The sequence below is a fragment of the Streptosporangium sp. NPDC049376 genome, from assembly GCF_044466505.1.
Lineage (GTDB): Bacteria > Actinomycetota > Actinomycetes > Streptosporangiales > Streptosporangiaceae > Streptosporangium.
Genome location: NZ_JBITMT010000013.1, coordinates 126,326 through 152,262, shown reverse-complemented (window position 1 = coordinate 152,262; position 25,937 = coordinate 126,326). Strand labels below are relative to the sequence as shown.

At 68.6% G+C, this 25,937-nt stretch carries 25 protein-coding genes; 11 read left to right on the top strand and 14 right to left on the bottom strand.

The genetic code is table 11. The features are described from left to right. The first annotated feature begins 332 nt into the window (after positions 1-332). Positions 333-1,622 (top strand): ATP-dependent Clp protease ATP-binding subunit ClpX, encoded by a 1,290-nt coding sequence (clpX, locus tag ACIBVQ_RS28525; RefSeq protein ID WP_399181159.1) that lies wholly within the window; start codon positions 333-335, stop codon positions 1,620-1,622. Further along, positions 1,615-3,387 carry a DUF4910 domain-containing protein gene (locus ACIBVQ_RS28520; protein ID WP_399181157.1) on the top strand — a complete coding sequence of 591 codons (1,773 nt, stop codon included), beginning with the start codon at positions 1,615-1,617 and terminating at the stop codon, positions 3,385-3,387. Before clpX ends, ACIBVQ_RS28520 begins: the two co-directional genes overlap by 8 nt. A 13-nt stretch (positions 3,388-3,400) precedes the next feature. Here ACIBVQ_RS28520 and ACIBVQ_RS28515 read toward each other — a convergent pair whose 3' ends face one another. The 10 genes from ACIBVQ_RS28515 to ACIBVQ_RS28470 all read right to left on the bottom strand — a co-directional run bounded on the left by ACIBVQ_RS28515 (position 3,401) and on the right by ACIBVQ_RS28470 (position 13,239). Next, positions 3,401-4,825 carry an amidase gene (locus tag ACIBVQ_RS28515; RefSeq protein ID WP_399181156.1) on the bottom strand — a complete coding sequence of 475 codons (1,425 nt, stop codon included), beginning with the start codon at positions 4,823-4,825 and terminating at the stop codon, positions 3,401-3,403. Further along, positions 4,818-5,030: a hypothetical protein gene (locus ACIBVQ_RS28510; protein ID WP_399181154.1), complete on the bottom strand. Its 213-nt coding sequence runs from the start codon at positions 5,028-5,030 to the stop codon at positions 4,818-4,820. Before ACIBVQ_RS28510 ends, ACIBVQ_RS28515 begins: the two co-directional genes overlap by 8 nt. Before the next feature lie 65 nt (positions 5,031-5,095). Continuing rightward, complete coding sequence (locus tag ACIBVQ_RS28505) at positions 5,096-6,469, bottom strand: LLM class flavin-dependent oxidoreductase (RefSeq protein WP_399181152.1); 1,374 nt, start codon at positions 6,467-6,469, stop codon at positions 5,096-5,098. Continuing rightward, positions 6,469-7,518 carry an alkaline phosphatase family protein gene (locus ACIBVQ_RS28500; RefSeq protein ID WP_399181150.1) on the bottom strand — a complete coding sequence of 350 codons (1,050 nt, stop codon included), beginning with the start codon at positions 7,516-7,518 and terminating at the stop codon, positions 6,469-6,471. Before ACIBVQ_RS28500 ends, ACIBVQ_RS28505 begins: the two co-directional genes overlap by 1 nt. Next, on the bottom strand, positions 7,515-9,623 hold the full coding sequence (locus tag ACIBVQ_RS28495) for an FAD/NAD(P)-binding protein (RefSeq protein WP_399181148.1): 2,109 nt from the start codon (positions 9,621-9,623) through the stop codon (positions 7,515-7,517). Before ACIBVQ_RS28495 ends, ACIBVQ_RS28500 begins: the two co-directional genes overlap by 4 nt. A gap of 72 nt (positions 9,624-9,695) precedes the next feature. Beyond that, the gene (locus tag ACIBVQ_RS28490; RefSeq protein ID WP_399181146.1) at positions 9,696-10,886 is read right to left on the bottom strand and encodes a hypothetical protein; all 1,191 of its coding nucleotides are present in this window, start codon (positions 10,884-10,886) and stop codon (positions 9,696-9,698) included. Positions 10,887-10,979: 93 nt separating this feature from the next. Continuing rightward, the gene (locus ACIBVQ_RS28485; protein ID WP_399181144.1) at positions 10,980-11,192 is read right to left on the bottom strand and encodes a hypothetical protein; all 213 of its coding nucleotides are present in this window, start codon (positions 11,190-11,192) and stop codon (positions 10,980-10,982) included. 237 nt (positions 11,193-11,429) lie between these two features. Further along, positions 11,430-11,912 carry a transposase gene (locus tag ACIBVQ_RS28480; protein ID WP_399181142.1) on the bottom strand — a complete coding sequence of 161 codons (483 nt, stop codon included), beginning with the start codon at positions 11,910-11,912 and terminating at the stop codon, positions 11,430-11,432. Beyond that, entirely contained in the window at positions 11,905-12,228 is a 324-nt protein-coding gene (locus tag ACIBVQ_RS28475; RefSeq protein ID WP_399181262.1) for a PqqD family protein, read from the bottom strand. The genes ACIBVQ_RS28480 and ACIBVQ_RS28475 overlap by 8 nt, the downstream gene beginning before the upstream one ends. A 45-nt stretch (positions 12,229-12,273) precedes the next feature. Then, complete coding sequence (locus tag ACIBVQ_RS28470) at positions 12,274-13,239, bottom strand: diiron oxygenase (protein ID WP_399181140.1); 966 nt, start codon at positions 13,237-13,239, stop codon at positions 12,274-12,276. 817 nt (positions 13,240-14,056) lie between these two features. On the opposite strand from ACIBVQ_RS28470, the gene ACIBVQ_RS28465 reads away from it, so the two are divergent. The 4 genes from ACIBVQ_RS28465 to ACIBVQ_RS28450 all read left to right on the top strand — a co-directional run bounded on the left by ACIBVQ_RS28465 (position 14,057) and on the right by ACIBVQ_RS28450 (position 18,964). Next, on the top strand, positions 14,057-15,355 hold the full coding sequence (locus tag ACIBVQ_RS28465) for an MFS transporter (RefSeq protein ID WP_399181138.1): 1,299 nt from the start codon (positions 14,057-14,059) through the stop codon (positions 15,353-15,355). 303 nt (positions 15,356-15,658) lie between these two features. Continuing rightward, positions 15,659-17,902: an asparagine synthase (glutamine-hydrolyzing) gene (gene asnB, locus ACIBVQ_RS28460; protein WP_399181136.1), complete on the top strand. Its 2,244-nt coding sequence runs from the start codon at positions 15,659-15,661 to the stop codon at positions 17,900-17,902. Beyond that, the gene (locus ACIBVQ_RS28455; protein WP_399181134.1) at positions 17,895-18,677 is read left to right on the top strand and encodes a hypothetical protein; all 783 of its coding nucleotides are present in this window, start codon (positions 17,895-17,897) and stop codon (positions 18,675-18,677) included. Before asnB ends, ACIBVQ_RS28455 begins: the two co-directional genes overlap by 8 nt. Continuing rightward, complete coding sequence (locus ACIBVQ_RS28450; RefSeq protein WP_399181132.1) at positions 18,677-18,964, top strand: PqqD family protein; 288 nt, start codon at positions 18,677-18,679, stop codon at positions 18,962-18,964. The genes ACIBVQ_RS28455 and ACIBVQ_RS28450 overlap by 1 nt, the downstream gene beginning before the upstream one ends. Positions 18,965-19,114: 150 nt before the next feature. Here ACIBVQ_RS28450 and ACIBVQ_RS28445 read toward each other — a convergent pair whose 3' ends face one another. Then, on the bottom strand, positions 19,115-19,462 hold the full coding sequence (locus ACIBVQ_RS28445; protein ID WP_399181266.1) for a hypothetical protein: 348 nt from the start codon (positions 19,460-19,462) through the stop codon (positions 19,115-19,117). Positions 19,463-19,516: 54 nt separating this feature from the next. Further along, positions 19,517-20,173 carry a TetR/AcrR family transcriptional regulator gene (locus ACIBVQ_RS28440; RefSeq protein ID WP_399181130.1) on the bottom strand — a complete coding sequence of 219 codons (657 nt, stop codon included), beginning with the start codon at positions 20,171-20,173 and terminating at the stop codon, positions 19,517-19,519. Positions 20,174-20,326: 153 nt separating this feature from the next. Between ACIBVQ_RS28440 and ACIBVQ_RS28435 the strand changes: the two genes are divergently transcribed. Together ACIBVQ_RS28435 and ACIBVQ_RS28430 are read left to right on the top strand one after the other, a co-directional pair. After that, positions 20,327-20,701 carry a nitroreductase family deazaflavin-dependent oxidoreductase gene (locus ACIBVQ_RS28435; RefSeq protein WP_352014948.1) on the top strand — a complete coding sequence of 125 codons (375 nt, stop codon included), beginning with the start codon at positions 20,327-20,329 and terminating at the stop codon, positions 20,699-20,701. A 108-nt stretch (positions 20,702-20,809) separates the two neighbouring features. Continuing rightward, positions 20,810-21,502 carry a DUF4386 domain-containing protein gene (locus ACIBVQ_RS28430; protein ID WP_399181128.1) on the top strand — a complete coding sequence of 231 codons (693 nt, stop codon included), beginning with the start codon at positions 20,810-20,812 and terminating at the stop codon, positions 21,500-21,502. 71 nt (positions 21,503-21,573) lie between these two features. Here ACIBVQ_RS28430 and ACIBVQ_RS28425 read toward each other — a convergent pair whose 3' ends face one another. Together ACIBVQ_RS28425 and ACIBVQ_RS28420 are read right to left on the bottom strand one after the other, a co-directional pair. Next, complete coding sequence (locus tag ACIBVQ_RS28425) at positions 21,574-22,119, bottom strand: DUF4396 domain-containing protein (protein WP_386191601.1); 546 nt, start codon at positions 22,117-22,119, stop codon at positions 21,574-21,576. A 332-nt stretch (positions 22,120-22,451) separates the two neighbouring features. Then, positions 22,452-22,796 (bottom strand): hypothetical protein, encoded by a 345-nt coding sequence (locus tag ACIBVQ_RS28420; protein WP_399181126.1) that lies wholly within the window; start codon positions 22,794-22,796, stop codon positions 22,452-22,454. A 57-nt stretch (positions 22,797-22,853) separates the two neighbouring features. Between ACIBVQ_RS28420 and ACIBVQ_RS28415 the strand changes: the two genes are divergently transcribed. The 3 genes from ACIBVQ_RS28415 to ACIBVQ_RS28405 all read left to right on the top strand — a co-directional run bounded on the left by ACIBVQ_RS28415 (position 22,854) and on the right by ACIBVQ_RS28405 (position 25,900). Next, complete coding sequence (locus tag ACIBVQ_RS28415; protein WP_399181124.1) at positions 22,854-23,051, top strand: hypothetical protein; 198 nt, start codon at positions 22,854-22,856, stop codon at positions 23,049-23,051. A gap of 218 nt (positions 23,052-23,269) precedes the next feature. Then, positions 23,270-23,869, top strand: a complete 600-nt coding sequence (locus tag ACIBVQ_RS28410; RefSeq protein WP_399181122.1) for a choice-of-anchor P family protein — start codon at positions 23,270-23,272, stop codon at positions 23,867-23,869. 519 nt (positions 23,870-24,388) lie between these two features. After that, on the top strand, positions 24,389-25,900 hold the full coding sequence (locus ACIBVQ_RS28405; protein WP_399181120.1) for a tetratricopeptide repeat protein: 1,512 nt from the start codon (positions 24,389-24,391) through the stop codon (positions 25,898-25,900). Positions 25,901-25,937 lie beyond the last annotated feature (37 nt).

The window sequence follows — 25,937 nt, the reverse complement described above, 5'->3', positions numbered from 1 at the left end:
ATTACGAATATGACGGCCGGTGGCAGGGGAGCCGCCGTCACGGTAATGCTGGTCATAACCTGGTAATGCCGGTAGGCGCCTTGTTCGCTGGACAGGCTCGGAGATCACGGTCACTATACCGTACCGCACCGCCGTCATTCGTGGAGGAACACCTTCACCAATGGTCTTCACCGCCGGGGGACACACGGGTAAACTCCGGCCGGAGTGGATTACCACGCGGTTAGGTTTGTCAGCCTACCTCTTGCTGAGAATCTGTGTAAAACTGACGCTGGCCACATCCGCCGGAGGCGTCCGGCGACTTTGCGGCAAGCGTTTCTCTGGGGGTGTGCTGAGTGGTTGACGACACCGCGGAGTCTTCTTCCCGAAGATGCTCGTTCTGTGGCAGGAGCGCCCGTGAAGTGGGCGGAATGATTGACTCGTCGACGGCGAGGATCTGCCACGGATGTGCCGAGCTGTGTCACGAGGTGGTCGTCGAGCGGCGCGGCGAGGCCTCCGCGCAACCCTTGGGCGAGCTGCCGAAGCCGCACGACATCAAGGCGTTTCTTGACACCTACGTGGTGGGCCAGGAGCGGGCGAAACGAGCACTCTCTGTCGCCGTCTTCAGTCATTACAAGCGGGTCCGGGTGAATGCCTCATCACGGCGTCCCAGCGATGTCGAGCTAACGAAGTCAAATATTCTTCTACTGGGCCCGACCGGCTCCGGCAAGACACTTCTGGTGCAGAGCCTGGCGCGTACGCTCAATGTTCCCTTCGCCATCGCGGATGCCACCGCGCTGACCCAGGCCGGCTATATCGGCGAGGACGTCGACGCCATCCTCATGCGTCTGTTGCAGGCCGCGGAGAATGACGTCGAGAAGGCGCAGACAGGGATCGTCTACATCGACGAAATCGACAAGATCGCCGGCCACGGAGAGTCGGCGGGCGGGCGCGACGTTTCCGGCGAGGGTGTGCAACAGGCACTGCTCAAGATGCTGGAGGGCGCTGTCGTGACCATCGCGCCGCCCCACAGGTCGGCGGCGGCGCCGGGGGGCCGCGGATACGCCCAGCAGGCTCAGACCCGGATCGACACCTCCGACATCCTTTTCGTGGTCGGCGGCGCCTTCGCGGGCATCACCGACATCGTGGCGCGTCGGCGGAACGTCAGCAGCATGGGCTTCGCAGGCACGGTGCGGTCGCCGCAGGACGACGACGCAGCCGACCACTACGCCGAGGTGATGCCGGAGGACCTCGTGGCGTACGGGATGATCCCTGAGTTCGTCGGGCGCCTGCCGATCGTCACCTCGGTGCGGGCACTGGATCGGGACGCGCTGACCAGGATCCTCACCGAGCCCCGCAACGCGCTGGTGAAGCAGTACCAACTGTTGTTCGAGCTGGACGGCGTGGCTCTGGAGTTCGCTCCCGGCGCACTGGAGGCGGTCGCCGACCAGGCCCTCCAGCGCGGCACGGGGGCTCGCGGCCTGCGAGCCATCCTTGAGGAGGCACTGGGCACGGTCATGTACGACGTTCCCTCGTTCGAGGACGTCACCCGCGTCGTGGTCACCGAGGACGTCATCCTGCGCGGCGTCGAACCGACCCTGGTACGGGGTGACCGCCGCCCGGCGGAGCAGGTGGCGGGTGTCTGATCGCAGGCCGGGCGCTTCCCGGCAGGTCGATGCCCTGATCGCGTCGGTGCTGGGGTCGATGCCGACGGACGAGGTCATCGGCGTCCTGGAGCGGGTCTCCGGACACGATCGGTTCCAGGCCTCCGACGGCCTGCGCGCCGCGGCCGGGCTCGTCGCCGAGGCCGCCGAGGCCGCCGGGCTCACCTCGGTCGGCATCACCGACCACCCGGCCGACGGGACCGCACGGTGGTGGTCGTTCGCCGCGCCGATGTCGTGGACACCGACGCGGGCGCGGGCCGACATCGTCGTGGCCGGTGCCACGGTGCTCTCCCTCGACCAGGAACGCGACCCCTTCGCCGTCGCCACGTATTCCGCCGCCACCGCCGGGCCGACCGAGGCGCCGTTGGTGCGTCCGGCCGACGTCCGTCCGGGCGCCGTGGTCGTGGTCGATCGGGAGACCTACGCCGACGGCTCGCTGCTGCCGGATCTGACCGACGCCGGGGCCCTCGGCTTCGTCACCGACGCGCCGACGCGTACCGGGCCGGACGGCGTCGCCTACCGTGGGCGCATCGAGCTTGGCCTGCACAGCGGGCTCCTGGCCTTCAGTCTCACCCCCGGCGAGTTCGCCGAGGCGCGACGGGCCGCGTCGGCGGGCGGCCGTTGCCGCGTCGACGTCGCGGTGACCCGGGACGCGTCCATGCCGGTGGTCGAAGGGTTGCTGCCGGGCGACGACCGGCTCGACGAGGTCTGGATCACCGCCCACCTGTGCCATCCACGGCCCAGCGCCAATGACAACGCCTCCGGCGTGGCGGCGCTCCTCGGTGTGGCCACCGTACTCGGACGGCTGCCGCGACGGTCCGGTGCCCGTCCGATCCGGTTCCTGTGGGGCCCGGAGTTCGTGGGCACCGCCGCCACCCTGCACGACCGTCTCGGGCCGGGACGCACCGGCCGGCCACCGCATGCCTTGGTCAACCTCGACATGGTGGGGGAGGACCAGGATCTCTGCGCCGCTCCGTTCGTCGTCGAACGGCCTCCGGACCTGCGGCCCTCGCTTTTCGGCCCGCTCGCGGAACACGTCGTCGACCGGGTCTTCGCGGCCACCGCCGAGGAACCGGGCGACTGGTCGGCCTCACCGTTCCTGGGCTTCTCCGACCACGCGCTGCTCGCCGATCCCGGAATCGCCCGCCCGGCGGTTCAGCTGTGCCATCCCGCTGACCGGTTCAACCACTCGGCAGGCGACACCCTGGACAAGGTCTCGCCCGTGGAGATGCGCCGGTCCGTCACCGTCGCGGCGGTGCTGACGGCTCTGGCCGCGGACGGCGGACCGGGACCGGTGGAATGGCGCGAGATCGTCGCGGCGTGGCGCGGGCGTGAACTGGACACCGTGGCGGAGGTGGCGTGCGCCGGGGGCGGTGAGTTCGGGTCGGGCCTGCGCGCGTACACGGCGCGCCGGATCGCCGCGGTCGAGTCCTTGCTCGATCGGCCGGGCACGCCCGCTGCCCCGTCGGCCGCGCCGCGTTTCGCGGCCCGCCGGTGGGAGGGCCCGTTGAACCTGCGCGCCATGACAGAGCATCTCGGCGCGGACACGCGGGCCGAGCTGAACGGGCTGGTCAGCCAGGACAAGTCCACGCTGTCCGTCCTGTTCCACCTCGCCATCCGCGCCGACGGGCGGCGGACGCCGGAACAGATGATCGCCGAGACGTCGTACGAACTGCGCAGGCCGGTGCCCCAGGAACTCGGCCGCCGGTTGCTCGCCGCGTTGCAGGAGTCGGGCTGGATCGGTTGAGCCGCCTCGGCGGTCAGCTGTACCGGGGCCGTCCACGGGCGGGCTCCAGCGCCCGCTCCAGCGCCGCGCCCACCCGTAACACGGTGACCTCGTCGAAGGCCCGGCCGACCAGTTGAAGACCCATCGGCAGCCCGCTGCCGAACAGCCCGATCGGCATGGCCAGCGACGGATGCCCTGTCACGTTGAACGGGATGGTCAGCATGGCGGCGGCGGCCTTCGGCGGCGGCCAGTCCGGCGGGAAGTCGTCGAACCGGGCGGCCTGCGTCACCCCGGTGGCGGTGACGAGCACGTCGGCCCAGTCGAACGCGGCCTGCTCCACGGCGTCGAACAACTCCTTCCGCACGCGGTACGCCTGCACCAGGTCCGCCGCGGTGAGCCCGGCTCCCGGCGCGATGCGCTGGAAGGTGTACCGGCCGTAGCAGGACGGCCGCCGCCGCAGTTCCGGCTCGTGCACCGCGAACGCCTCCGCCGTCATGATGACCCGCCCGCACGCGTTGAAGACGTCGAACGGCGGCAGGGTCACCGTACGGACCTCGGCGCCGAGCTCACGCAGCGTGCGGACCGCGGCGTCGAGGCCGCGGACGACCTCGGGGGAGGTGACCGGATCGGTGGCGAACAGGTCCCGTGCGTACGCGACCCGTGTTCCCTCGATTCCGTTGGACAGTCCGGCCAGGTAGTCCGGGATCGCGACGCGGCGGCTGCTCGGATCCCGCTCGTCGTGTCCGGCGATCACCTGCAGGGCCGACGCCACGTCGGCGACCGTCCACCCCAGCGGGCCACAGTGGTCGAGCGTGTAGGAGAGCGGGAAGGCTCCGCGCCGCGACACCAGCCCGTAGGTGGGCTTCAGTCCGACGACGCCGCAGTGGCAGGCCGGTCCCCGGATGGAACCGCTGGTGTCCGAGCCGAACGCCACCCGCACCAGACCGGCCGCCACCGCCGCGCCCGAGCCGGAGGACGACGCGCCGGTGAAGTGCTCAAGGTTCCACGGGTTGCGGGCCGGCGGGAACGGCAGCTCCCAGCTCGGGCCGCCCAAGGCGAACTCGTGGGTCGCCAGCTTTCCGACGAGTACGGCGCCGCCGGCGCGCAGCCGTTCCTCGATGCCGCAGTCCGCGGCCGGTACGTGGTCCAGCATCAGGTGGGAATGGCTGGTGGTCGGGATGCCCTCGGTGTCGAAGATGTCCTTGAGGGCGTACGGGATTCCGTGCAGCGGGCCGCGATCCACGCCGCTGGCGAGCTCACGGTCGGCGCGCTCGGCATCGGCGAGCGCCCGCCGCGCGGTCACCCGGACAAAAGCATGCAGGACCGGGTTCAGCCGTTCGATCCGCGCGAGCGTGTGCAGGGTCAGGGCCCGCGAGGTGAGCCGTCCGGTGCGCAGCAACGTGCCGCACCGCACGACGTCGAGCCTGTGCGGGGACGGCGTGGTGTCGTCGTCAGTCATCGGCTCGACCGGTGGGTATCCGGTAGACCATGGCGGGTTCGCCGTGCGGATCACGGACGCCGTGCAACGTGGCGGCCTGTTCGCGGAGGCTGACGAAGCCGGCGTACGTGCCCGGCCGCCACTCGGCCGGCACCGTGATGCCATGCCGAGCCATGAGCAGCTCGAACTCGGCTTCGAGGCCGCCTTCGCCGTCCGTGATCGCCACTGGGGCACCGCCTTTCCCATCGGCACCCCTTACGGTGCTCGGTGAAGGGGCCCGGTGGGGGGACGTCACCGCTCCCCCACCGGGCTCTGCCGGAAGGGCCGCCGCAGCCCGAGGTGTTCGCGCAGCGTACGGCCGGTGTACTCGGTACGGAACAGGCCACGCCGCCGCAGTTCGGGGACCACCTGCAGGGCGAAGTCGTCGAGAGAGCCCGGCAGCTTCGGCGGCATGATGAAGAACCCGTCGGCGGCGCCCTCCTCGAACCAGTACTGCAGTTCGTCGGCCACCTCGCTGACGCTTCCGGTCAGGTGCCAATGGCCACGGCCGCCGGCCACGTGCTGGTAGAGCCTGCGGATGGTGAGTTTCTCCCTGCGGGCCATCTCGGTCAGGAGCGTGAACCGGCCCTTGGCCGTGTTCGACGGGGGCAACGGAGGCAGCGGGCCGTCCAGGGGGTAGCCGGACAGGTCGACCCCGCCGAGCTCGCTGCCGAGCAGGGACAGGCCGACCGCCGGATGGATGAGGTCCTGCAGCTCGGCGACCTTGTCCTCCGCCTCGGCGCGGGTCCGGCCGACCGTCACGAACGCGCCGCAGAGCACCCGCACGTCGGCGCTTTCGCGGCCGTGGCGGGCCAGCCGTCCGAGGACGTCGGCACGGAAGGCCCGCGCGTCGGCGAACGTCGGTTGCGCGGTGAAGACCACCTCGGCGGTCCGGGCGGCCAGCTCCCGGCCGGGCTCGGAGGCACCGGCCTGCAGAAGCACGGGACGGCCCTGCGGGCTGCGAGGGATGTTGAGCGGGCCCCGGACCTGGAAGTGCGGCCCCTTGTGGTCCAGCGTCGTCATGGCGTCGGGCCGGAAGAACCGGCCGCTGTCCTTGTCGCGCACGAAGGCGTCGTCGGCCCAGCTGTCCCACAGCCCGCGTACCACGTCGGCGAACTCGTGCGCGCGCTCGTACCGCTCCGCGTGCGACGGCTGCACCGAGTATCCGAAGTTGTACGCCTCGTACGGGCTCTGCGAGGTCACGAGATTCCAGCCGGCCCGGCCGCCGCTGAGGTGGTCCAGCGACGCGATGGCCCGGGCCACGAAATAGGGCTCCTGGTAGGTCGACGACATGGTGACGGTCAGCCCGATCCGGTGGGTCACCGCCGCCATCGCGCTGATCAGGGACACCGGCTCGAACTGGGCGACGTAACGGATCGCGGTACGGCTCAGCGCCTCAAGATCGGTGCCGCGCATGGCGGCCGCGTCGGGCAGGAAGAGGAAGTCGAACTTCGCCCGTTCGGCGGTCTGGGCCACCTCGACGAAATGCCGCAGGTTGACGCCGGCGTCGGACGGGACGTCGGGGTGGCGCCAGGCGGCCACGTGGTAACCGGTGGGATAGAGGAACGCGCCGAGAATCATGCGGCGCTCGTCCTGCGGCATCTCTGGCACCTCGTCGTAGGTCATCAGGCGCCCCACAGAGAGAACGGGGTGTCGAGTTCGGCTTCCGTCCGAGAACCGTGCTCCCAGCGGTAGCCCGGGTCGGTGATGAACCGTTCGCCCTCGGCCAGGATCACCACGTCGCCGACCCTGGCGGTGATGAGGGGGCTCTCGGCGAAGAGCTCCGAGCGGCGGGCCACCCGTACGTCTGTGGGAAGTTCACGGAGGAGGACCTCGTACAGGACGTCCGACGCCGCCGGGGACGCGTGGAACCAGCGGGTCCGGCCGGCCCCGGCCAGCATGGCGCCGTGCGTACGGCACAGGTGCCGCAGCAGGCCGTCCAGCTCCGGGTCGTGCCTGGTCGGGGTGAGACCGTGATCGGAGTGGGCCACCACCACCGTGCCGTTCTCGGCGAGCCGCTCGGCGTACCGGCCGAGCTCCACCATGACCTCGACGGCGTACCGGTCATAGCCGTGCCGGTGCAGGTGCCGGTCCAGCTCCAGGTAGCACCAGACAAGTGTCGGCGCCCCGGGTGAGCCGGCGTCGCGCGCCGCACGCACGGCCTCGTCCAGCCGGCGAACCAGCTCACGCTCGTCCATGACGTCGGCGCCCTCGCTGAAGAAGCGAGGGCCGTCGACCGGATCGGCGCCGGTCAGCAGGCGGTCGCGCCAGGTGCTCGGGTACGCCTGCAGGTCGCCCAGGACGGCCACCGGGCGGTAACCGATCGTTCGAGCGTCCGTGAAGATCGTGGCAGTGGGCCGGATCAGGTCCGCACCGGTGTGGGTGAAGACGTTGACGAGGCGGTCGCAGTGCTCCGGATCGGCGAACACCACCCCCGGTACGCCGTGGTCGGCGACCTCAAGGCCGGTCATGCTGCTCAGCCAGCCGGCGGACGAGGTGGTCGGGAAGACCGACCGGTGCCGCCGCGTCCGTGCGGTGGGCCAGCAGTGCGACGCGTAGGCGTGGCTCATCCCGTCCACGGCGAGCACAACGACGTCGCGAGGGGACGAGCCGGTCTGCTCGCTTCGGAGCAGGGCGGACAGCTCGGCGCGGAAACGGACGACCGTCGCGGTCATGCGACGCCGGCCGGATACGCGTCGCGGTCCACGGCCGGGGCCACCGCCTCGGTGGCCCAGCGCGCCGCGTTCGCGAGCACGGCGCTGTCGGCGTACGGCCGTGCGGCGGTCAGCTGGAAGTGCTCCAGGCCTTCGGCCGGCGCGCCGAGGAAGGTGAGCCGGGGGTCCACCGTTCCGTCCGCACGGACGGGGTGGAAACCGGGGTCCAGATCGAGGGCGCCCGGGACGTACCGCTCCTCGGTGCCGTCGCCCACGTCGCACCACTGCCGGACCAGTCCGCTGCGAAGGAGGTTGCGGTAGAGCGGCAACGGGTCGTTGTCCGGGTCGAACGGCGGAATCCAGGCGTCGACCAGCAGGTCGGCGTGCAGCGCCGTACCGGTGCGCCCGCCGGTGATCCGCCAGCCGTCGTGGACGCCGCTCACCACCGGCTCGGGACCGGTGGACAGGTCGAGCACGCCGCACTCGGCCAGGGCCAGGATTTTGCGCATGGGCTCCAGTCCGGCTCCGTTGGACAGTCTGTTGTAGTAGCGCATGTGCCGTCGCAGGAACTCCTGATGCGCCGCCGGGCGCAGGCCACCGCGGTCGGCCACGGCGTTGAACACCACGCGCAGGTCACGCCACACTCCGTCGCAGGCGGCCTTGACCGGGTTGCGGACGTTGCCCTGCGCGCTGTCGCGGATGTCCCGGCGCAGGAAGCGCAGTACCTGTTCGTGCCAACCGGTGCCGGAGGACGGGGCGGCTCGCAGGGGGTCCAGGAGCGCCTGGTGGTCGAAGCGATGATCAGCCAGCCGGGCGGAATGGCGCCACGGCGAGGAGCCGTCGGCGGAGGGGGGCACCCGGCCGAGGCCGTCGTGGACCACCCGGTGGAACGCCGCGGTCAGCACGGCCCGTGACGGCAGGACACAGGGACCGCAGGGGGGTCGTCCGTCGAGCAGGTCGACCGCGGCCTGGAAACACCGGTCGACCGGACCGAGCAGGTGCGCGACTCCGGCGACGCCCCACGGGCCCGTTCCGCTCAGGTATCGATCCACCAGGGGCGTCACGGCGGTCGCGAGGCATTCGGCGAACTCCGGTCCGAGCAACGTCGCGTGATACACGTACGCGGTCTCCAGGGCGACCAGCGGCATCAGGTGACGGTCGAAATCCAGTGCGGCACGTCGCCCCGCGGCGACCGCGGCGCGCAGCCGGCGCACCGCCTCCACGGTGAGGAAGCGGCCGCGGTGCTCCGGCCCCCACCCATTGATCTTGTCGTTCACCGGCCGCCCGGTGACCGGTACCCCGCTCGGGCTGAAGCCGATGACGACCGAGGGCTCACGTCCTGACCGCAGGTAACGCAACGGCGCCGTGAGGCCCGGCTTCTCGGCGACGAACCTCCCGCCCCGCCCCTCGGTGAGATGGAGAATCACGTCGACGGCGGTCAGGCCGAGCCCGGAGACGGCCAGCGGCCGCCCAGGTGGCGCGACCCGCTCGCTGAGACGGTCGTCCAGCGGGTAGGGGTAGGCCACCCGAGGTGACGCGACGCCGGGCGAGGGGTTGACGCGGTCCACCTGATGGCCGGTGACGAAGAGGATCCGGTCGGCGACGACGGACACGGAGCCGCCGCAACGGATGACGTAGGCGTCCGAACCGTGCGGCGTGACGTCGAGGACGTCCACCGGGTGGAGGTCGACCGTGACGCCCGGGACGTTCCGCAGGTGCCGTACGTAGCGGTCGAACATGTCGCGCAGCGCGAGTCCGTGAACGTATCGCCGGGGCACGTCGTCCGGCCGAACGTCGAAGACCGGATCACCGGTCTCCGCGTACCGTCGCCGGCACCACTGGTGGAAGGTGGGCCGCAGCTCGCGGGGCAGCAGCGCGGTGCCGGGGCCGCTCGACTCGTCCGCGGCGAAGCCGATCTGTCCCACGGAACGGTTCAGGTAGCTCGTCCGCGCCTGCTCGTCGCTGTGCACCGCGCCGGCGCCGAAGCGGCCGCTGCGCTCGAAGACCGAGACGCGCACCGGTACCGCAGGCTCCGCCTCCGACAGCACTGCGGCGAGCTGTGCCATGGCGTACGTACCGAGGGGTCCGGCGCCGACGACGGCGATCCGATGCTCAGGCACGTTCATCCCCGTTCTCCTCCGTACGTGCACGATTCGGGCCTGCGGTTTCCGGCCGGGGCGGCGACGTCGGGATACGGCTCAGCCGCGGGTGGAGAGCATTTTCTGGAACCGGAGCAGCAGCGGGAACGGCACCTCCCGCTCGGTGTGAAAACCGAGCGACTCGCGATAAACGTACTCCACCGGGTCCTTGAGGCTCAGTTCTGACATGCCCCGGGCGAGCTGCTCCAGGTATCCGGGAAAAGTCGACTGCAGGTTGTAGACGACGCTGTAGTAGAGATTGCGGCCCAGGGAGAAGCACGGATAACGCGCGTCATAGTTCTCCAGTGAGAACTTCGGGAAACAGCCGTCGATTATTCTCTTCGGGCACAGCCACAACGGGTAGACGAGGGTGACGTCGCCGATCCGGCGGACCGGGAAACCGGCCGGCTTCATCCCGCTGGAGACACGGAACAGGTTCTCGCAGACGATGTCCTCAAGGTTCACCCCGGTGACGATGTACTCGGTGTCGAGCTGCCGCGCGTACGCCGTGAGGGCGAGCCGGATCAGCAGGGTGCCCATGAACTCGAAGTCGTCGCCCTGGAACTCCTTCTCGAACCGGTCGATCAGCGGCAGGCCGTCCTCGGGAATGCCCAGCAGCGCCTTGACCTCCTCGGCCGTCATCACCCGCAGGTCGAGTCCGTACGTCTCGCACAGCTCCTGGGCTCGCGGAACCCCGGCGTCCCAGTCCGGGATGCCTTTGAGGATCACCGGGTGCACCTGCACGCCGTGGTCCCTCAGCCGGCTCAGCCCGTACAGCAGGGCGTTGCTGTCGCCGCCCCCGCTGACCCCGACCACCAGGCGCGCGCCCTGCGGCAGATGCGTACGGATGGTGTCACCGACCCGGTCGGCGATGACCGTCTTGCACTCGTCGGAGGTCATCTTCTTGAGGAAGGCCTCGGCCGTGCCGGTCTGGTTGTCAAGCCGCTGGTAGAAGTATTCGGTGGTCTCCTGGCCGGGATCGGCGCTGTCGATGACGTGGAAGTCGGCCAGCGAGAACTTGAACGGGTTCACGTTGCGGTTAAAGTAGAGCAGGATCTCGGCCGCGTCGGAGAACTCCGCCAACGTGCGGTCGAGCGACGACGTGAGCCGCAGGGGACCTCCGGTCCTCGGCAGAACATAGGCGGAGATCGCCGACCACGGGACGTTGTTGCGGTCCAGGATGTCGATCAGCCGTTCGCCCGGATCACCGGCGAGGGTTTGGCGGCCGTGCGACGTGACAACGGAGACCATTGGAGATCCGGCGAAGGGCGAGGTCATCTGTCCACCAGTCCAATCGGGAGAGGGAAGAGGTGGGCCACCCCGGGGGGACGGCCCACCGGGGTGTCACTGAGCACCGGTCTCGCACGAGGCGCCGCAGATCACCTCAAGGCCGTTCTTCGACGCCGGGACGAAGGCGCGCTGGGTCCGCATCGCCTCCAGGTCGCCGATGCTCATCGCGAGGTGGCCGGCCACCGAACCCGAGGGAATGAGCTCGACGAGCTCGTGCTTCAGGTCGAAATTGGTGGACTGCACAGCGGTGGAGACGGCTTCACGCATCTGACCACTCCTTTTCTTCCGGCGGGACCGAATTCCCGCCTGAACAGATTAACCACGGCTGCTGTGGCGTGGTCAACGGCGATCGACATTCACCGTGTCTCAGTTGGAAGAAAGCATGTTTCAGTTGGCTGGGATGCCGTACACAGTGCCGTAAAACCATGCGGGAACTGCCGTTTCAGCGGCCGGAAGGCGTTTATCGCGGTGATTCTGCGGGTCCTTTTTCCGGGATAGTGACGATCAGTCGTGCGGCCAGAAAAGCCGCTGTGCGAGCGCCCTGTGCACCCGCCGGACCGTGGGCCGGGCACCGGTTTCGCCATGCTCCTCGCGAACCCAGACGTCGGGTGCGGCCGAGACGCCACGCCGCTCGCGGAGTCTTCCCCGAACCTGCTCGCTCACGATCCGCGCCCAGTCCTGGGCGTGCTCCGGTCCGTTCTCGGCGACGGCCTCCTCCAGTCGCGGCCAGAGGCCGTCGTCCGTCCACTGCACGAAACGGCGATGACAGTTCTGCCAGGAGACGCCGAACAGGCGCGGCAAGGCACGCCATGCGATGCCGGTGTTCAGCACGAACTGCACCGCGGCGAACACGGTCCGCTGGTCGATGCGTTGCATGCCGCCGCCCTGCGGTCGAACCCCGGCGGGAGGCAGCAACGGTTCGGCGTACGGCCACAGGACCATCGGCGCCAGCCATGCGAAGCTCTCCTCGTCCGCGGGGTCAGCCATCGGCGCTCACACGTTCCGGCTCGTGGCCGCCGACCGTCTGGGCGGTCAGGACCTCGTTGGCGGCAAGGTGGGCGAGCATCGCGGCGGTGTCGGCGAGGGCCTGCTCCAGCGGCAGGCCGTAGGTGGCCGCGACGCGTTCCCCGATCTCGCGAACGGTTCGTTTGCCGTCGATCTCCCAGAAGATGTACTCGGCGACGTGATCCAGTTCGAAGGCCTGGTCGGCGCTGGCGACATAGAGCCGCCCGCGGTACTTGCGGATCCGGGTCTCCAGTTTCCGCCTGGGAACGGCGGCGTGACCGAGAGGCGGTACGTCCACTGTCAACGGGCTCCCTTCCGACTCACCAGTCGATGTCCGCGCTCATCAGCCGCCGAGAAGGTCCGCTCGGACGAAGCTCTCCCTGGTGCGGGGATCGTCGAGGCATCCCACCTCGGCGAAGTACCGCACACAGGCGGTGGACGACTCGCGGATGCTCGCGCGAACCCGCTCCGGTGGGTACGCCTCGCGCAGTATCTGCTCGGTCTCGGCCGGAGTGAACCCCTCCTCGACGAGGGAGAGGGCGACCGCGGGAAGGTCCGGCTGGAGGAAGGCGTGAATCAACTCGGGTACCACCGGGCCGATCGCGCGCTGTTCGGCGCGATCCAGCGCGCCCCAGAAGTGGCGCAGGAGGCTGCGAAAGTAGGCGTGATGTCTGCCCTCGTCCTCGGCGTGGTCGGCGACCGTACCGCGTACCGCGGGAGGCAGGCGCTGATCGTGCGGCAGATCGGTGAGGATCGAGGAGATCAGCGTCTCGCTCACCACGGCGAACAGCAGGTTCGCCAGACCCCCGAGGCAGGGGTCCAGGCCGTCATGAACGACCTTGAGCGAGTGGAGGAACCGCGGTCGCCGCGGCAGGGTGGCCGCCAGGCCCGTGGCCTGCTCGACCTGGTCCAGCAGGTCGTCGGAGAACTGCGCGTGCCAGGCCTCGTCGGTGACTATCTTGAACGCGTCGCGCCGCATGGCGGGCGGTAGGTGCAGGCCGCTGCGGCTCATGCCGAGTTCGGCGGCCACCGGGAGAACGGTGACCGTCTCAAGTTCGGTGGTGAAACGTAGATAGCCGTACAGGCGGTGAACCAGCAGACGGTGACGTACCTCAGGGCCGCGGTCCGCGACGAGACGGTGGTCCACCACCGGATGCAGTTCCGGCGGGAAGTAGAGTTGCGACGCCTGCGGCTCGTCGAGGACGTGGCGCGGCTTGGTGCGAACGCTGGCCCGGGCATCCCAGTTTCGGAACTTGCTGTGGTACTCGGCGACTGTCCGTGCCTCCGCCAGCACGCGGTCGGTGTTCACCGCCACCCCCCGACGCCTGCCGTGCCGGGCAGCCGGCGGCACCCGTGATCGTGCCGATCGAACTCTTTGGTGAGATCCATGTCGTCGGAATGCTCCTCGGAGGGTTCTCGGTCCGGCATGGCCGCTGAGGCGTTCAATAGGCGGGACGGCACGGTGTACGGTGGCCGATCGCCCGTACCTGGTACGGAATTGGGCGCCATCTGCACAAACGCCGAGACACCCGACGATGGAATCGGCATACTGCCGAAGTATTAACGTACGGCAAACTCGGGGCCGAATATACATCGAAGCACGGCGACGCGCGCTACCTGCCTGTACGGGACATCGCCGACACTGAGGCCACCACCTGCGCCGACACATTAAGTGTGATAGACGTCACATCCGGGCCGGGGTGATGACGCACCGGCGCGCCGGACGAATTGACGCGCCGTCGCAAGCGCCAATAGCTGCGGAAACGCCGGGTTCGAGAGACGCCCGCGCCGGGTGTTGCCTATTGCTACGATTCTGTGACCGTCGTACGATATGCGCAGCGCGTCGGCCTGAACGGTCGCACATGGATTGCTGCTCAAAACGGTACGGACCGAATCGGGTTTTCGTTCGCTCCCACGTTTGGCCGCTTTGGGGTCACGCCGCCGTGCCGATGATTCGGTACCGGCCAATGGGGCGGCGCACTTGCAGGGCAGGACGGGAACCAAATCCGCAATTCGCTTTCAACAAGGCAGCACATTGGCATCGGCCGATGATTGACAACAGAAGCATCATGTTGTCAAATTTTGCGGTGTAGTGGGGGCGGGCACGGGGAAGGAGCATGTTTGGCATGCGTATACGCAAAGGTCAGACCTCACGAGGAAACCTTGCGCATCTCAGATCCCGGCCCCTGGTCCTGCTTTCAACCGCCACCTTCATAAATACGGTCGGCAACGGTCTTTTTGTCACGACCAGCGTCCTCTTTTTCACCCGTGTCCAGGGAATCTCTCCGCAGCAGCTCGGTATCGGGCTCACCCTCGGCGGCCTCTGCGGCATCGCCGTCGGCTACCCCATGGGAGTCTTCGCCGATCGATTCGGCCTGGTCAGGGTCCTCACCGCCCTGCTCGTGCTGGAGAGCGTCGGTGTGCTCGCCTACCTGCTCGCGGACACCTTTCCCGCCTTCCTCGTGGCCGTCGCCGTCGTGACCTTCCTGGACCGTGGCGCGATCTCGGTGCGCAACGCTCTCGTCTTCGAGGCCTTTCCGCCGGAGGAACGCCTGCGTGGCCGTGCCTACGTGCGCGCCGTCGGCAATGCCGGGACGGGTTTGGGAGCCGCGCTGGCGGCCATCGCGCTGGTGGCCGACACCCCGATGGCCTACCGTCTCATCGTGATCGTCAACGCGGTGACCTTCCTCGTCACCGCCGTGCTGATCCGCAGGATCGGGCATCGCCGGATCACCGGCCACCGCGAGCCGGCGTCGACGGGTGTCCGGCGCACCGGCGCCAACCCGTTCAGAAACACGCCGTTCCTCGGGATAACGTTACTCAGTGCGATACTCGCGCTACACATAGCCATCCTGGAAGTCGGTCTGCCCCTGTGGGTGACGACGAACACGAGTGCGCCTGCCGTCATCATTTCGGGCTGTCTGATTCTCAACACCGTTATGGTCATTCTTCTCCAGGTACGCCTCAGTCGAGGTTTGGACGATCCGCGCCGGGCCGCCACCGCCTGTTTTCGTTCCGCGGTGGCCTTCGCCGTCTCCTGCGCCGCGCTCGGTTCCGCGGCGTTCTTCGGCCCGCTGATGGCCACCGCGCTGGTGCTGGTCGGCACGGCGACACTGACGCTGGGCGAAATCCTGTCCTCCGCGGGCGGCTGGAGCCTGAGTTATGACCTCGCGGACCCTTCGACCCCGGGTTCTTACCAGGGCGTCTTCAACAGCGGAATCGCGGCGGGCGGGCTGCTCGGCCCCCTCGCGGTGACCTCTGTCATTCTGCCCTTCCACCTGGGCGGATGGCTGGTCTTCGCCCTTGTCTTCTTCCTGGCCGGCAGCGGCTTCTATCCCTTCGCCCGCAGGGCGTCCATAAAAAGCAGTTCACCGGACACGGATCTCGACGAACTCCACGAAGGGAAGCCGGCCACTCCGAACTGACTCCGACGCGTCGCCGCAGAAGGAGCGTCATTCTTCGCCTCGCCTCACTCACCCGGCCGGGGAACCAATTGGCCCGCCGGTGCGGAATTCACAGGCCCCCCGGGCGCAACCGTTCGGGGTCACCCTTTCCAGGAAAGGAGGTGGAACCATGAAGAAGTACACCAAGCCGACGACCACGAAGGTCGAGCGCTGCGCCGTTCTCGGCATGACCGTCTGAGAGAACTGATGGGCCGCGGCTCTCGCGGCCGCGGCCCATCGCTCCACGAGTAACCGACCGACGGAGTGGAACGAGGTTGATGGGCCTTGTGTGGATTGGCCGGAATAGTGCAGCTTGGGGGTGGCCCACTGCCGCCGACGTCCGCAGGCGTGCTGGCGCGTATGGCCCACGCCGTCGGTCATCGGGGACCCGACGGTGAGGAGACCATGGTGGACGGGCCGGTCGGTCTGGCCTTCCGCCGCCTGGCCCTGGTGGGTCCGGACAACGGAGCGCAACCGCTTCTCAGCGACGACGGTTCCGTAGTCCTGATCGCGAACGGCGAGGTGTACAACCATCGCGACCTGGAAAAATCCCGGATCCCCGACGTGGCGCTGCGGACCAAATCCGACTGCGAGGTCCTGGCCCACCTTTACGCCCGGGAGGGGCGCCACTTTCTGGATCACGTCGCGGGTATGTTCGCCATCGCGCTGTGGGACCGCAAGCGCCGGACTCTCGTGCTGGCGCGAGACAGATTCGGCATCAAGCCTCTCTACTACGCGCGAGTGGGCGACCAGGTGGTCTTCGGCTCCGAGATCAAGGCGCTCTTCCAACACCCCGAGTGCCCAAGAGCCGTCGACTGGGACGTCGCGCTCGGCGAACAGACGCTGACCGTCGCGCCGTACCTGTCCCAGGAGCCTGCGACATCCTGGTTCAGAGGTGTCGAGATGGTGCCTGCGGGGGCGATCGTCACCATTGACCTGACGTCGGGATCCACCACGCGGCACGACTACTGGAAGCTGCCCGACTTCGACGGGCAGGCGTCGCTCTCCGACGAGGAGTTCGTCACCGCCTACCGCGAGCTGCTCGCGGAGTCCGTGCGCGACTGCGCCAACGCGGACGCCGAACTCGGTCTCTTCCTCAGCGGCGGCGTGGACTCGGCCGCGGTCGCCGCCTTCGCCGCCGGCGGCTCTCCGGACATCCACACCTTCACCGTCGTCAACGCCAGCACCTTCGCGAACGGCGACGCCGAGTACGGCCACCGCACCGCCAAGGGGCTCGGCCTGCGCAACCACCAGGTCGTCCTCGACTCCAGCCGGATGCCCGATCCCGCCGAATGGAAGGATCTTCTCTGGCTTCTGGAGACTCCCCTGTGCGGAGCCGAACAGCACTACAAGTTCCAGCTGCATCGCTTCGCGAAGTCGGTACGGCCGCAGCTGCGGGGGATGCTCCTCGGGCAGGCGAGCGACGAGTACAACGGCGGCTACTCCAGCGTGCTGTCCAACGACGGTACCTGGCAGGGCTTCGAAGCCGGCATGCACCGGATGGCCCGGTCCGCCGCCCTGCTGCACGCGCCGACGAGAAGTCCGTGGCTTGAGGCCTACGACGAGCCGCTGGTCTCGGACGCCGCCATCCCGAGCGCCGCGGCCGAGGCCCTCGCCGATCCGTACGGGGCCTATGTGGCCTGGAAGCACAGGAGCATCCAGCAGTACAACTGCTGGCACGAGGACCGCACCGCGGCCGGCAACGGGGTCGAGGCCAGGGTGCCCTTCCTGGACCACCGCCTCATCGAGCTGCTGGCGAGCATCCCGAGACACCAGCGCGCCACACTTCTGTGGGACAAGGAGATCCTGCGCCGGGCGGTCTCGGGCGTTCTGCCGGACGACATCGCCCGTCGCCCGAAGGTGCCGTTCTACTACGGCCCCGGCGAAGGCTTCACTCATCGCTCCATGGTCGCGCTCCTGAGCCAGGACAACGGCGGTCTGCTTGAGGAGGCTCTGTCCTCGAAGGGCGGCCGCGACTATCTCCGCGCCGACGCCCTCCGGAACATGCTGTCGCGGCTGCGCACGGCACCGAATCCGGCGGACGTCGAGATCGTCATGCGCCTGGTGAACCTGGGCTTGTTGGACCAGATGACCCAGTCTCTTCCTCCCGCGCCCCTGGACACGCCGCGCGGTGACCTGCCGGTCTCGCTGGACGTCGTGGACTGGGAGACACAGCAGCGCGGGATCGGGGACCGTGTCGGGTACTACCCGAGCCTCGACCCGAACCACGTGCTGGCGTTCTCCGACGATGTGGCCGCGGTGCGGGAAATCAATTCATCGATCCTGTACCTGGCTGTCGGCGGTCAGCTCGAGTTCGTCGTGGACGCGGCCGAGGAGCCCGCGTGGTACCGGTTCCTGTCCGCGATCGACGGCGACCGCCGGGTCGAAGCCCTGCTCGCGCAGGCACAGGTCGAGCTTTCTGACGTGATGCCGTTGCTCACCGAGGCGTTCAACGCCGGTCTCTTGGTTTCGACCACGGCGTCGCCGTCGGAGAAGGCCCCGGTTATGGAGGGAGAGTTTCATGGATGAGGACCGGTTCTCTCAGTGTCGCGACGCCCTGGCGAGCGAGGGGCTCCTGCCCGCGACCGAGCTGACGACAATGATCGTCGGCTCGACGGCCCAGGGTTGGAGCCACCAGTACAGCGACCTCGACTTCGCCATCGTGTCCACGGAGTCCCTGGTGCACGAGGAGTTGTTGACGGCGGACGTTCCGCTGGCGCCCGGACATCTGTCCGTCACGGCGCTGCGGCACGAGGGGAACCGTTGGGAGGTCAAATACTGGCTCGACTCCCAGGTCGACGAGCTCATGGACAAGATCTCCTGGAAGGCCTTCGAGGAGCAGAAGGCCGGGCCTCCGCTGGTGGAGGTCGAACAGCTCTTTCTGGACCGCCTGCTTTCCTGCATCCCGCTGAGCGGCGACGAGTGGGTGGCCACACGGCGGGAGCAGATCAAAACCTCGGCGCTGCGTGCCTTCCTGGTGCGTTACAACCTCGCGAAAAGCGACTCCTTCGCGAACGCGGCTCTGGGACAGCTCGCGGTTTCGGACACCGAGAGCGGTGTCCTGTCAATGAAGGCGGCATTCGACTACCTCGTCGACGCGCTCCTGGCCAGCCATGACCAGTACGGATCCCTGGTGAAATGGCGTGCGCGCCGATATCGGGCGGCTGATCCTGAGGCGCTGCCCTTCGACCAGTACTGGGCCATCGAGACCATGCGCGACCTCGACCCGGCGAATCCCGGGGAGTGGATCAAGAAGGTGTACGAGCTCTGCAAGGACCTGACCGCAGAGATCGAGGTGGGGTGATGGATCTCGTGCTCGGGCCGAACACGGTGGTCGGTCAGACCGTGGACATCCGGATCCGCAAGTTCCAGGGCAACCTTCGGGTGGCGGGAGTGGGGGACGTCTTCGAACTGAGCGACACCGCGGCCTTCATCTTCCGTAAGGTCAACGGCAGCCGCACCGTGGAGGAGATATCCGCCGAGGTCGCGAACCACTACGACGCCCAGCCGGATGAGGTTCGCGACGACGTGCGGGAACTGCTGACCGAGCTGGTCAAGAACAAGGTTCTTGAGGTGGTCGTGCCCGGCTGAGCCAGGACCCTCCGAAAAGCCGCCGTGGTGAACGGACAACCGGCTTCTCCCCCGCCGTGGGGCCGCCCCCAGGCTCTACGGCCAGGTCGCGGACATGACGAAGGCTCCCGCCGTACGGTGAATCGCAGGGGTCGTTGCGACACAGGGTGATCAACCGGCTTCGGCCGGAAGCCTGGCGAGACGCTCGGCTGGGGTTTCCCAGCCGAGCGTCTCGCGTGGGCGGCTGTTGAGTCCGGCGGCGACGGCGACCTCCTGGAGGTCACCGCCCACGGCGGTTGGGGATGATTCGCAGTCCACGGAGCCGGACACCGTCGGAATCATCGAAGGGCCAAGCCGGATCATCACGCAGGCCGTCGTCGCGAAGCGCGTCAGCGGGAGGTACGCCACCAAGCCGGTCATGAGCCTGGGACCGGTCTCGGGGAGCGGCAACAGCGGCTGCAACGTGGCGGTCTCCGATCCGGTGACCGTCTCCTGCTGACCGCGCCGTCTTGGCCTCAATCGATCAGCAGACCTGCGAGGGAACCGGCCGAGCCGCGCGGACGGCGGCTGCCGTCACACGAACCCCCTGCGGCGAGCTTCGAGCGCGTCCAGGATCAGGTCCAGGCCGTAGCCGAACTCACTGGTGTAGTCGTAGCCCGGCTGCAGGGCGTGGTCACGGATCATCTCGGTGAGATACGGCAACTCCTCCGCAGGCAGACGCCGGAGGATGCCGCCCGCCACCTCCTCGACGTCGTCCGGCGTCCCCACCGGCAGGTTCGCCTCCTGCAGGACGAATCCGGAGACGTAGCTGTCGATGAGCGAGACGGCGTGCGCCGCCATCGGCAGCGTGAACCCCGCCTCCCGCAGGACGCCCAGGACGGCGTCGTGGTGACGCAGCGTCGCCGGTCCCGGATCGCGCCGGGAGTCCATGAGGCCGAGAGCCCAGCTGTGCCGGGACAGGATCACCCGTGCGGAGAAGGAACGCGCACGGATCGCCTCACGCCAGTCGTCGCCTTCGGCGCCGGGTAGCTCGATCGCCCCGAACACCATGTCGACCACGCCGTCGAGGATCGCGTCTTTGTTCGGCACGTGGTGGTAGAGCGACATCGCCTCCACGCCCAGCTCCTGCGCCACCCGACGCATCGTGATCGCCTCCACGCCGCCGCGATCCGCGACCCGGATCGCGGCCTCCAGCACGAGGCCTCTGTTGAGCGGTTGCGATGGTGGCACGACGGCTCCGGAGTCCGGACGGGTTGACAGCCTTACGAGCGTAAGCCAACCTTACACCTGTAAGCAGCCTTACTACCGTAAGGCTCTTCGGGTTCGCGTCGGCCAGGATTCGGACCTGTGACGCGCCCGCCAGGGCGAGAGAAGGAGATCTCCATGCCGATGCCGAGGTGGTGGGGACACGTGAACAAGAAGGTGTTCAACCCCCGCGCGATAGCCGGCGGTAGATGGCCGGTGCTGATCCACGTCGGCCGCGTTTCCGGTGCCACGTACCGCACGCCGATGGACGCGCATCCCGTCGACGGCGGTTACCTGTTCGTTCTGGTGTACGGATCACGCTCCGACTGGGTGCGGAACGTCCTGGCCGCCGGAAACGCGCGGCTCCGGGTCGACGGGAGAGAGGTGGAACTCACCGCCCCACGCCTCGTCGGGAAGGACGAGGCGTTCCAGGCCCTCCCCGATGAGGTGGCACGCCCACCGAAGCCGCTCCGCATCACCGAGTTCCTCCGCATGGACCTGCTCACAGGCTGATCCCGGCGGTCCTCGACCTGCGCGTCAGTCTTGCACCCTCAGAGAGCCCGAACCCCGCCGATCCGGCGCCGACCACTCCGCCACCATCGGGATCACAGGACGACCATCATGCATACGAACAGGCGGGCAGCCGCGATCGCGGGCACATTGATCGTCGTCAGCATGATCGCCGGTGTGCTGAGCATCGTTCCCGCTCTTGATGAGCCACGCCGTCTCGCTCTCGTTTCCGCGCACGAGAGCCAGGTCATCGTCGGCGCGATCGCCCAGTCCATCATGATCCCCGCCTACGTCGGGTTCGCGTTGTGCGTCTATCCGGCGTTGCGGGCGGAGAACGAGGCGCTCAGCCTGGGTTTCCTCGGGTTCAGGCTGATCGCGGCGACATTCCACTTCATCGGCGTGATCACCCTGCCCCTGTTCCTCGTCCTGGGCCATGAGTTCGCCGAAGCCGGCGCTTCGGACGCGTCCCACCTTGAGGTCTTGGGCGAGCTGCTGCGGACGGCACGCGACCTGGTCAACCACGTCGCGTTGATCATCGCGTTGAGCCTCGGAGATCTCCTGCTGTTCCGCGTTCTGTGGCGGTCGGGATCCGTCCCCCGGTGGCTGTCCGGATGGGGATTCCTGGGAATCGGCGCGGCCATGTCGGCGAGCTTCCTGATACTGCTTCGCCTGACCGACGTGGCCACGCCGCTCTACCTGACCATGAACGCGCCGCTGGGCCTGCAGAGCCTCGTCTTCGCCGTGTGGTTGATGACGAGGGGTTTCGCCACGAACGCGCCGACCACGGTCCACCGGTACGGCTGACGCGCGGGCCGTCCCACCCTGTCGCGACGGACGTGGCGGGCCTGCGGCGGTCGTGACCGCAGGCGGGCCCGTCAGTGGTGGTAGGCGTGGACGACCGCGTGCCCCCGCCCCTTGCCGATGATCCACTTGTTGATCGGCGTGGTCACCAGGAACGCCACCAGCAGGGCGACCGCCAGCGCGCCCCAGAACAGCCCCGTGGTGAGCCCGGCGTCCATGGCGCCGGGGATGACGAGCATCACGCCGTTGTCCACGATCTCCATCACGATGATCGACACCGTGTCGGCCGCCAGAGCCAGGGTGATCGCCTCCTTCCAACCCACCCCGGCCCGGCGAAGCGGGATGAGGGTGAGCAGGTAGCCGAAGAAGAAGGCCAGCACGACGGCCAGCACGATGGACGGGAACGTGTGCCAGCCCAGCGCGGTGGCGATCACCAGCCCGAGCACCTCACCGATGGCGCATCCGGTCAGGCAGTGCAGGGTCGCCGAGGCCGCCATCCGCCAGGTGACCTTGCCGTGGCCGGCGTGCGCGTGCTGGTCGTGGTCGTGGTGGCCCGCGTGCTCGTGCCCCGCCTGCCCGGACATGCCGTGCCGGCTGTGGTCGTGGTGCTGCTCGGCCATGGGAACTCCAGGTCTTTCGTACTTCCTTTGCCGTCACAGACGATATACCCCCTAGGGGTATATCGCAACGCTTCCACCACCGCCCAAGGCTCCCCGGACGCGCCGGCCACACCTGAAAACCCGGGGACGACCCGAAGGTCACAGACGAGGTGCGGGCCGTAGGCTCATGCCGGTCGGTGTGCGCGAGGATCCGGCGGGGCCAGGGTCCGGTTCGTCGAGAGGCCGCGCCCACAACGGGGGACCTCCTGCCGCCCACCCGGCCGAGCGTCCTCATGTGGTGGGTGCGGCGCCGTACTCCGCAGGCCGCGGAGCACGGCGCCCGAAGCCGCGTTTCAGGAGAAGACGACGGAGCGCACCAGCAGGCGTTCCGAAGCGCCCGCGCCGGGGCGCAGGCTGTAGAAGGCATCCCCCGTACAGCCGGCCTCAAGGAAGACCGTGGCCGTCGAGTCGGTCAGGTTCTTCGGCGCGTAGGAGGCCGACGTGCCGTCAGAGCCCGCCCCCCGGATGTCGATGCACCTCCCGCTCTCGGGGTTGTTGATGAAGCCGACGGCGTCGTACCCGTCGGCGGTCTTGTAGGAGTAACGGAACTGGCCCACGGCGGCCGACGCGGAGCCGGGAACCGCCAGAACCAGGATGAGGGCGCCGGCGGCGGCAGCCACGGCAGAGTGCAGACGCATGGATCTCCTCTTCACAGAACAGGGGAAACACTGAGCGCAATCATTAAGTCACGGTGAGTGTTCCATGTCGAACATGAGCCCGGCCGCAGGGAGGGGCCCCACCCCAGGACTTCGGCGCCGAGTTCGACGCGGCGCATGGCCGTACGGCGCTCCCGCGCGGACCCCGCCGAGGTGGTGCGCCGCGACGCGGTCGGCACGGACGGCGCCTTCTTCCAGGAGGCCGACGGCGACGAACCGGTCACCGCCCTGCGGTGACCCGGAACCACGCACCACGGCCCTGACCACCGACGACCCTCACCGGGGCCGCCCCCGGCTTCAGGTCGGGCGGCGGTCCCGGGAGTCCGGCGTCGTCGACGGCGAGAATTCCGAACTCCATGGATATACGCGACTACGTAACGTTAAGGTCCGAGAGGGTGGCCCTCGTAGGGAGTCGCCCGCAAAACCCTCGACGTACGACCGCGAAGGAGCTCAAGGTGCCTGCTCGACGACACATCGGCGCGATCGGCTTGCTGGCCGTGGGGCTGCTCACGGCGGTGCTCCCGGCCGCTCCGTCCTCGGCCGCCGTCATCAAGGCGACGGCCTACGGGGTCTGGGCCCAGGGAGCGCTTTCCGCGGGCCCGCTGCCCCACGCCGACTCCGCCGCCGGGCCCACCTCCGCCAGGGGCGGGCCCTGGGTCCTCGGCAAGCCCTACATGCAGATCCTCAGCGCCCAGGAGTTCCACGTCGCCGCGCAGCGCCAGAGCACTTCCCTGTGGGCCGACGCCCAGGTCAAAGGCATCCTGGCGTTCGGCAGAACCATCGAGGTCGAGAACCTCAGCGCCTCCTGCGCCTCCACCGGAACCGGCATCAGGTCCGAGGTCCGCATGGGGAGAAACCATTTCGGGAACAGCGTGGCGGGCGAAGGCGTCATACCGGCGCCCGAACGCATAACCTTCGACGGGGGCTCCGCCGTCGTCAACGAACAGCAGGTCAGGGCCTCGGACGGCACCCTCACCGTCAACGCCCTGCACATCACCATGAACAGCGGCCCCAGCTTCATTCTCGGCTCGGTCACCTGCACCCGCCTGGCGTAGAACGGCCACGGCACTCCAACGCCCCGCCCGGACGTGCGAACGCTCCGCGATCCGCGACCGGGCGATCCGCCCTCGACGCGACGACACGATTCAGGTCGGCGAGAGCGGGTGGCCGTCCGGCGCCGGCACTCCCGGTCACACCGCGTGGCGTGGAAGCGGACGTCGGCGAACGGGGCACCACCTGTCCGCGGGGCCGTCTCCCGGGCCGTCCGGGGCCACCTTCCCGGTCTCTCCATGGAAATCGGGAAATGGCCCGGCGCGTAATACGGGCGACATTAAGCATGAAATAGAGATATTGACAAACGGGTGGAACCTCCGGCCCTCCGTTCTTGACGTCCTCACTCATGTGGCGAAACGCGGGGGCGTGCGAACGTCCACGAGATTTCCGATCCCACCGCCCACGGCAAACGATTTCCACCTCCAAAATGGAGCCATGACGATTCAGCATGGTTCATGGCGCGAAGGGCCTTTGTCGGCGGCGGTGGCGTGGGCCACCCGTGACGTGACCGTCGAGTGGTTATGAACGGGGCACGGTCGTCCGTCGCACTGTGTCGGCGAGCGCTGGCCGACCTCGAACGCACCCTGGGCCCCGACCATCCGGACACCCTGACCTGCCGCCACGACCTCGCCGAGGCCCACCGGACGGCGGGGCAGGCGGACAAGGCCATCACCCTCTACGAACAGGTGGTGGCCGACCGGGAGCGGGTTCTCGGTGCCGATCATCCCGACACCCTGGACAGCCGCCACAACCTCGCGAGCGCCCACTGGGCGGCAGGCGAGGCGGTCAAGAGCATCGCTCTGTCCGAACAGCTGGTGGCCGACCGGGAGCGGGTCCTCGGCGCCGATCATCCCGACACCCTGGCCAGTCGGCACAACCTCGCCGAGTCGTACCGGACGGGGGGTGAGACGCACAAGGCCATCACCCTGCACGAACGACTGGTGGCCGACTGCGAACGTGCCCTCGGCACCGACCACTTCACCACCGTGACCAGCCTCAAGAACCTCGCCGAGGCGTACCAGGCGACAGGTGAGCAGGACAAGGCCCTTGCCACGAACGAAAAGGCGCTGGCCGGCTGCGAGCAGGCCTTCGGCAACGACCACCCCGCCACCCTGGCCATCCGTCGTGACCTCGTGGACGCCTACTGGGCGAAAGGCGAGGTGGACAAGACCGTCGCCCTGTGCGAACAGATGATGGCCGGCTGCGAGCGGGCCTTCGGCCCCGACCACCCCATCACCCTGGCCAGTCGCCACGGTCTCGCCCAGGCCTACCAGCTGACGGGGAGAATGAGAGAGGCCGTCGCCCTCTACAAGCGGACGCTGGCCCGGCGCAGGAAGACACTGGGCTTCGACCACCCCGACACCCTGGCCACCTGCCGCGGCCTCGCGAGCGCCTATGAAGCGTTGCGATGGATGAGACCGGCCCTGAGCCACTACGTACATGTGGAGCGCCGGCAGGCGGCGGCTCTGGGCTCCACCCATCCCGACACCCTGGCCGGCCGTGCGGACGTCATGCGGTCCTTCATCCTGATGAGGAAGGTGAAACCGGCCATGCGCGTGGGCGAGAACCTGCTGCCCGACTGTGAACGCGTGCTGGGTTCCGACCATCTCATCACCCTGACCGTGCGCAACAGCCTCATAAACGTCTACCGGGTGGCCGGAAAGATCGAAGGGGACGTCGGCCTGTGCGAACAGGCGTTGATCGCCTGCGAACGCGCCCTCGGCACCGACCATCTCGCCACCAACAACGCCCGCCAGAACCTCGCGCACGCCTACCAGGCGAACGAACGGCCGGAGGCCGTCGAACTGTACGAACGAGCGGTGGCAGGCTGCGAACAGGGCTTCGGCCCCGACCACCTCGACACCCTGATCTCCCGGCTGAACCTCGCGAACTCCTACCAGACGACCGGGCGGATCAGGCAGGCCGTCGAGCTGTACGAACGGACCCTGGCGGACTGCGAGCGGGTTCTGGGGGTCAGGCATCGGATCACCCGGGTGGCACGGGCGAGCCTCGGGAAGATCCGTACTCCCTGAGTACGGCGGCGCGTCACCCGAGCGGTCCGTGCCGACG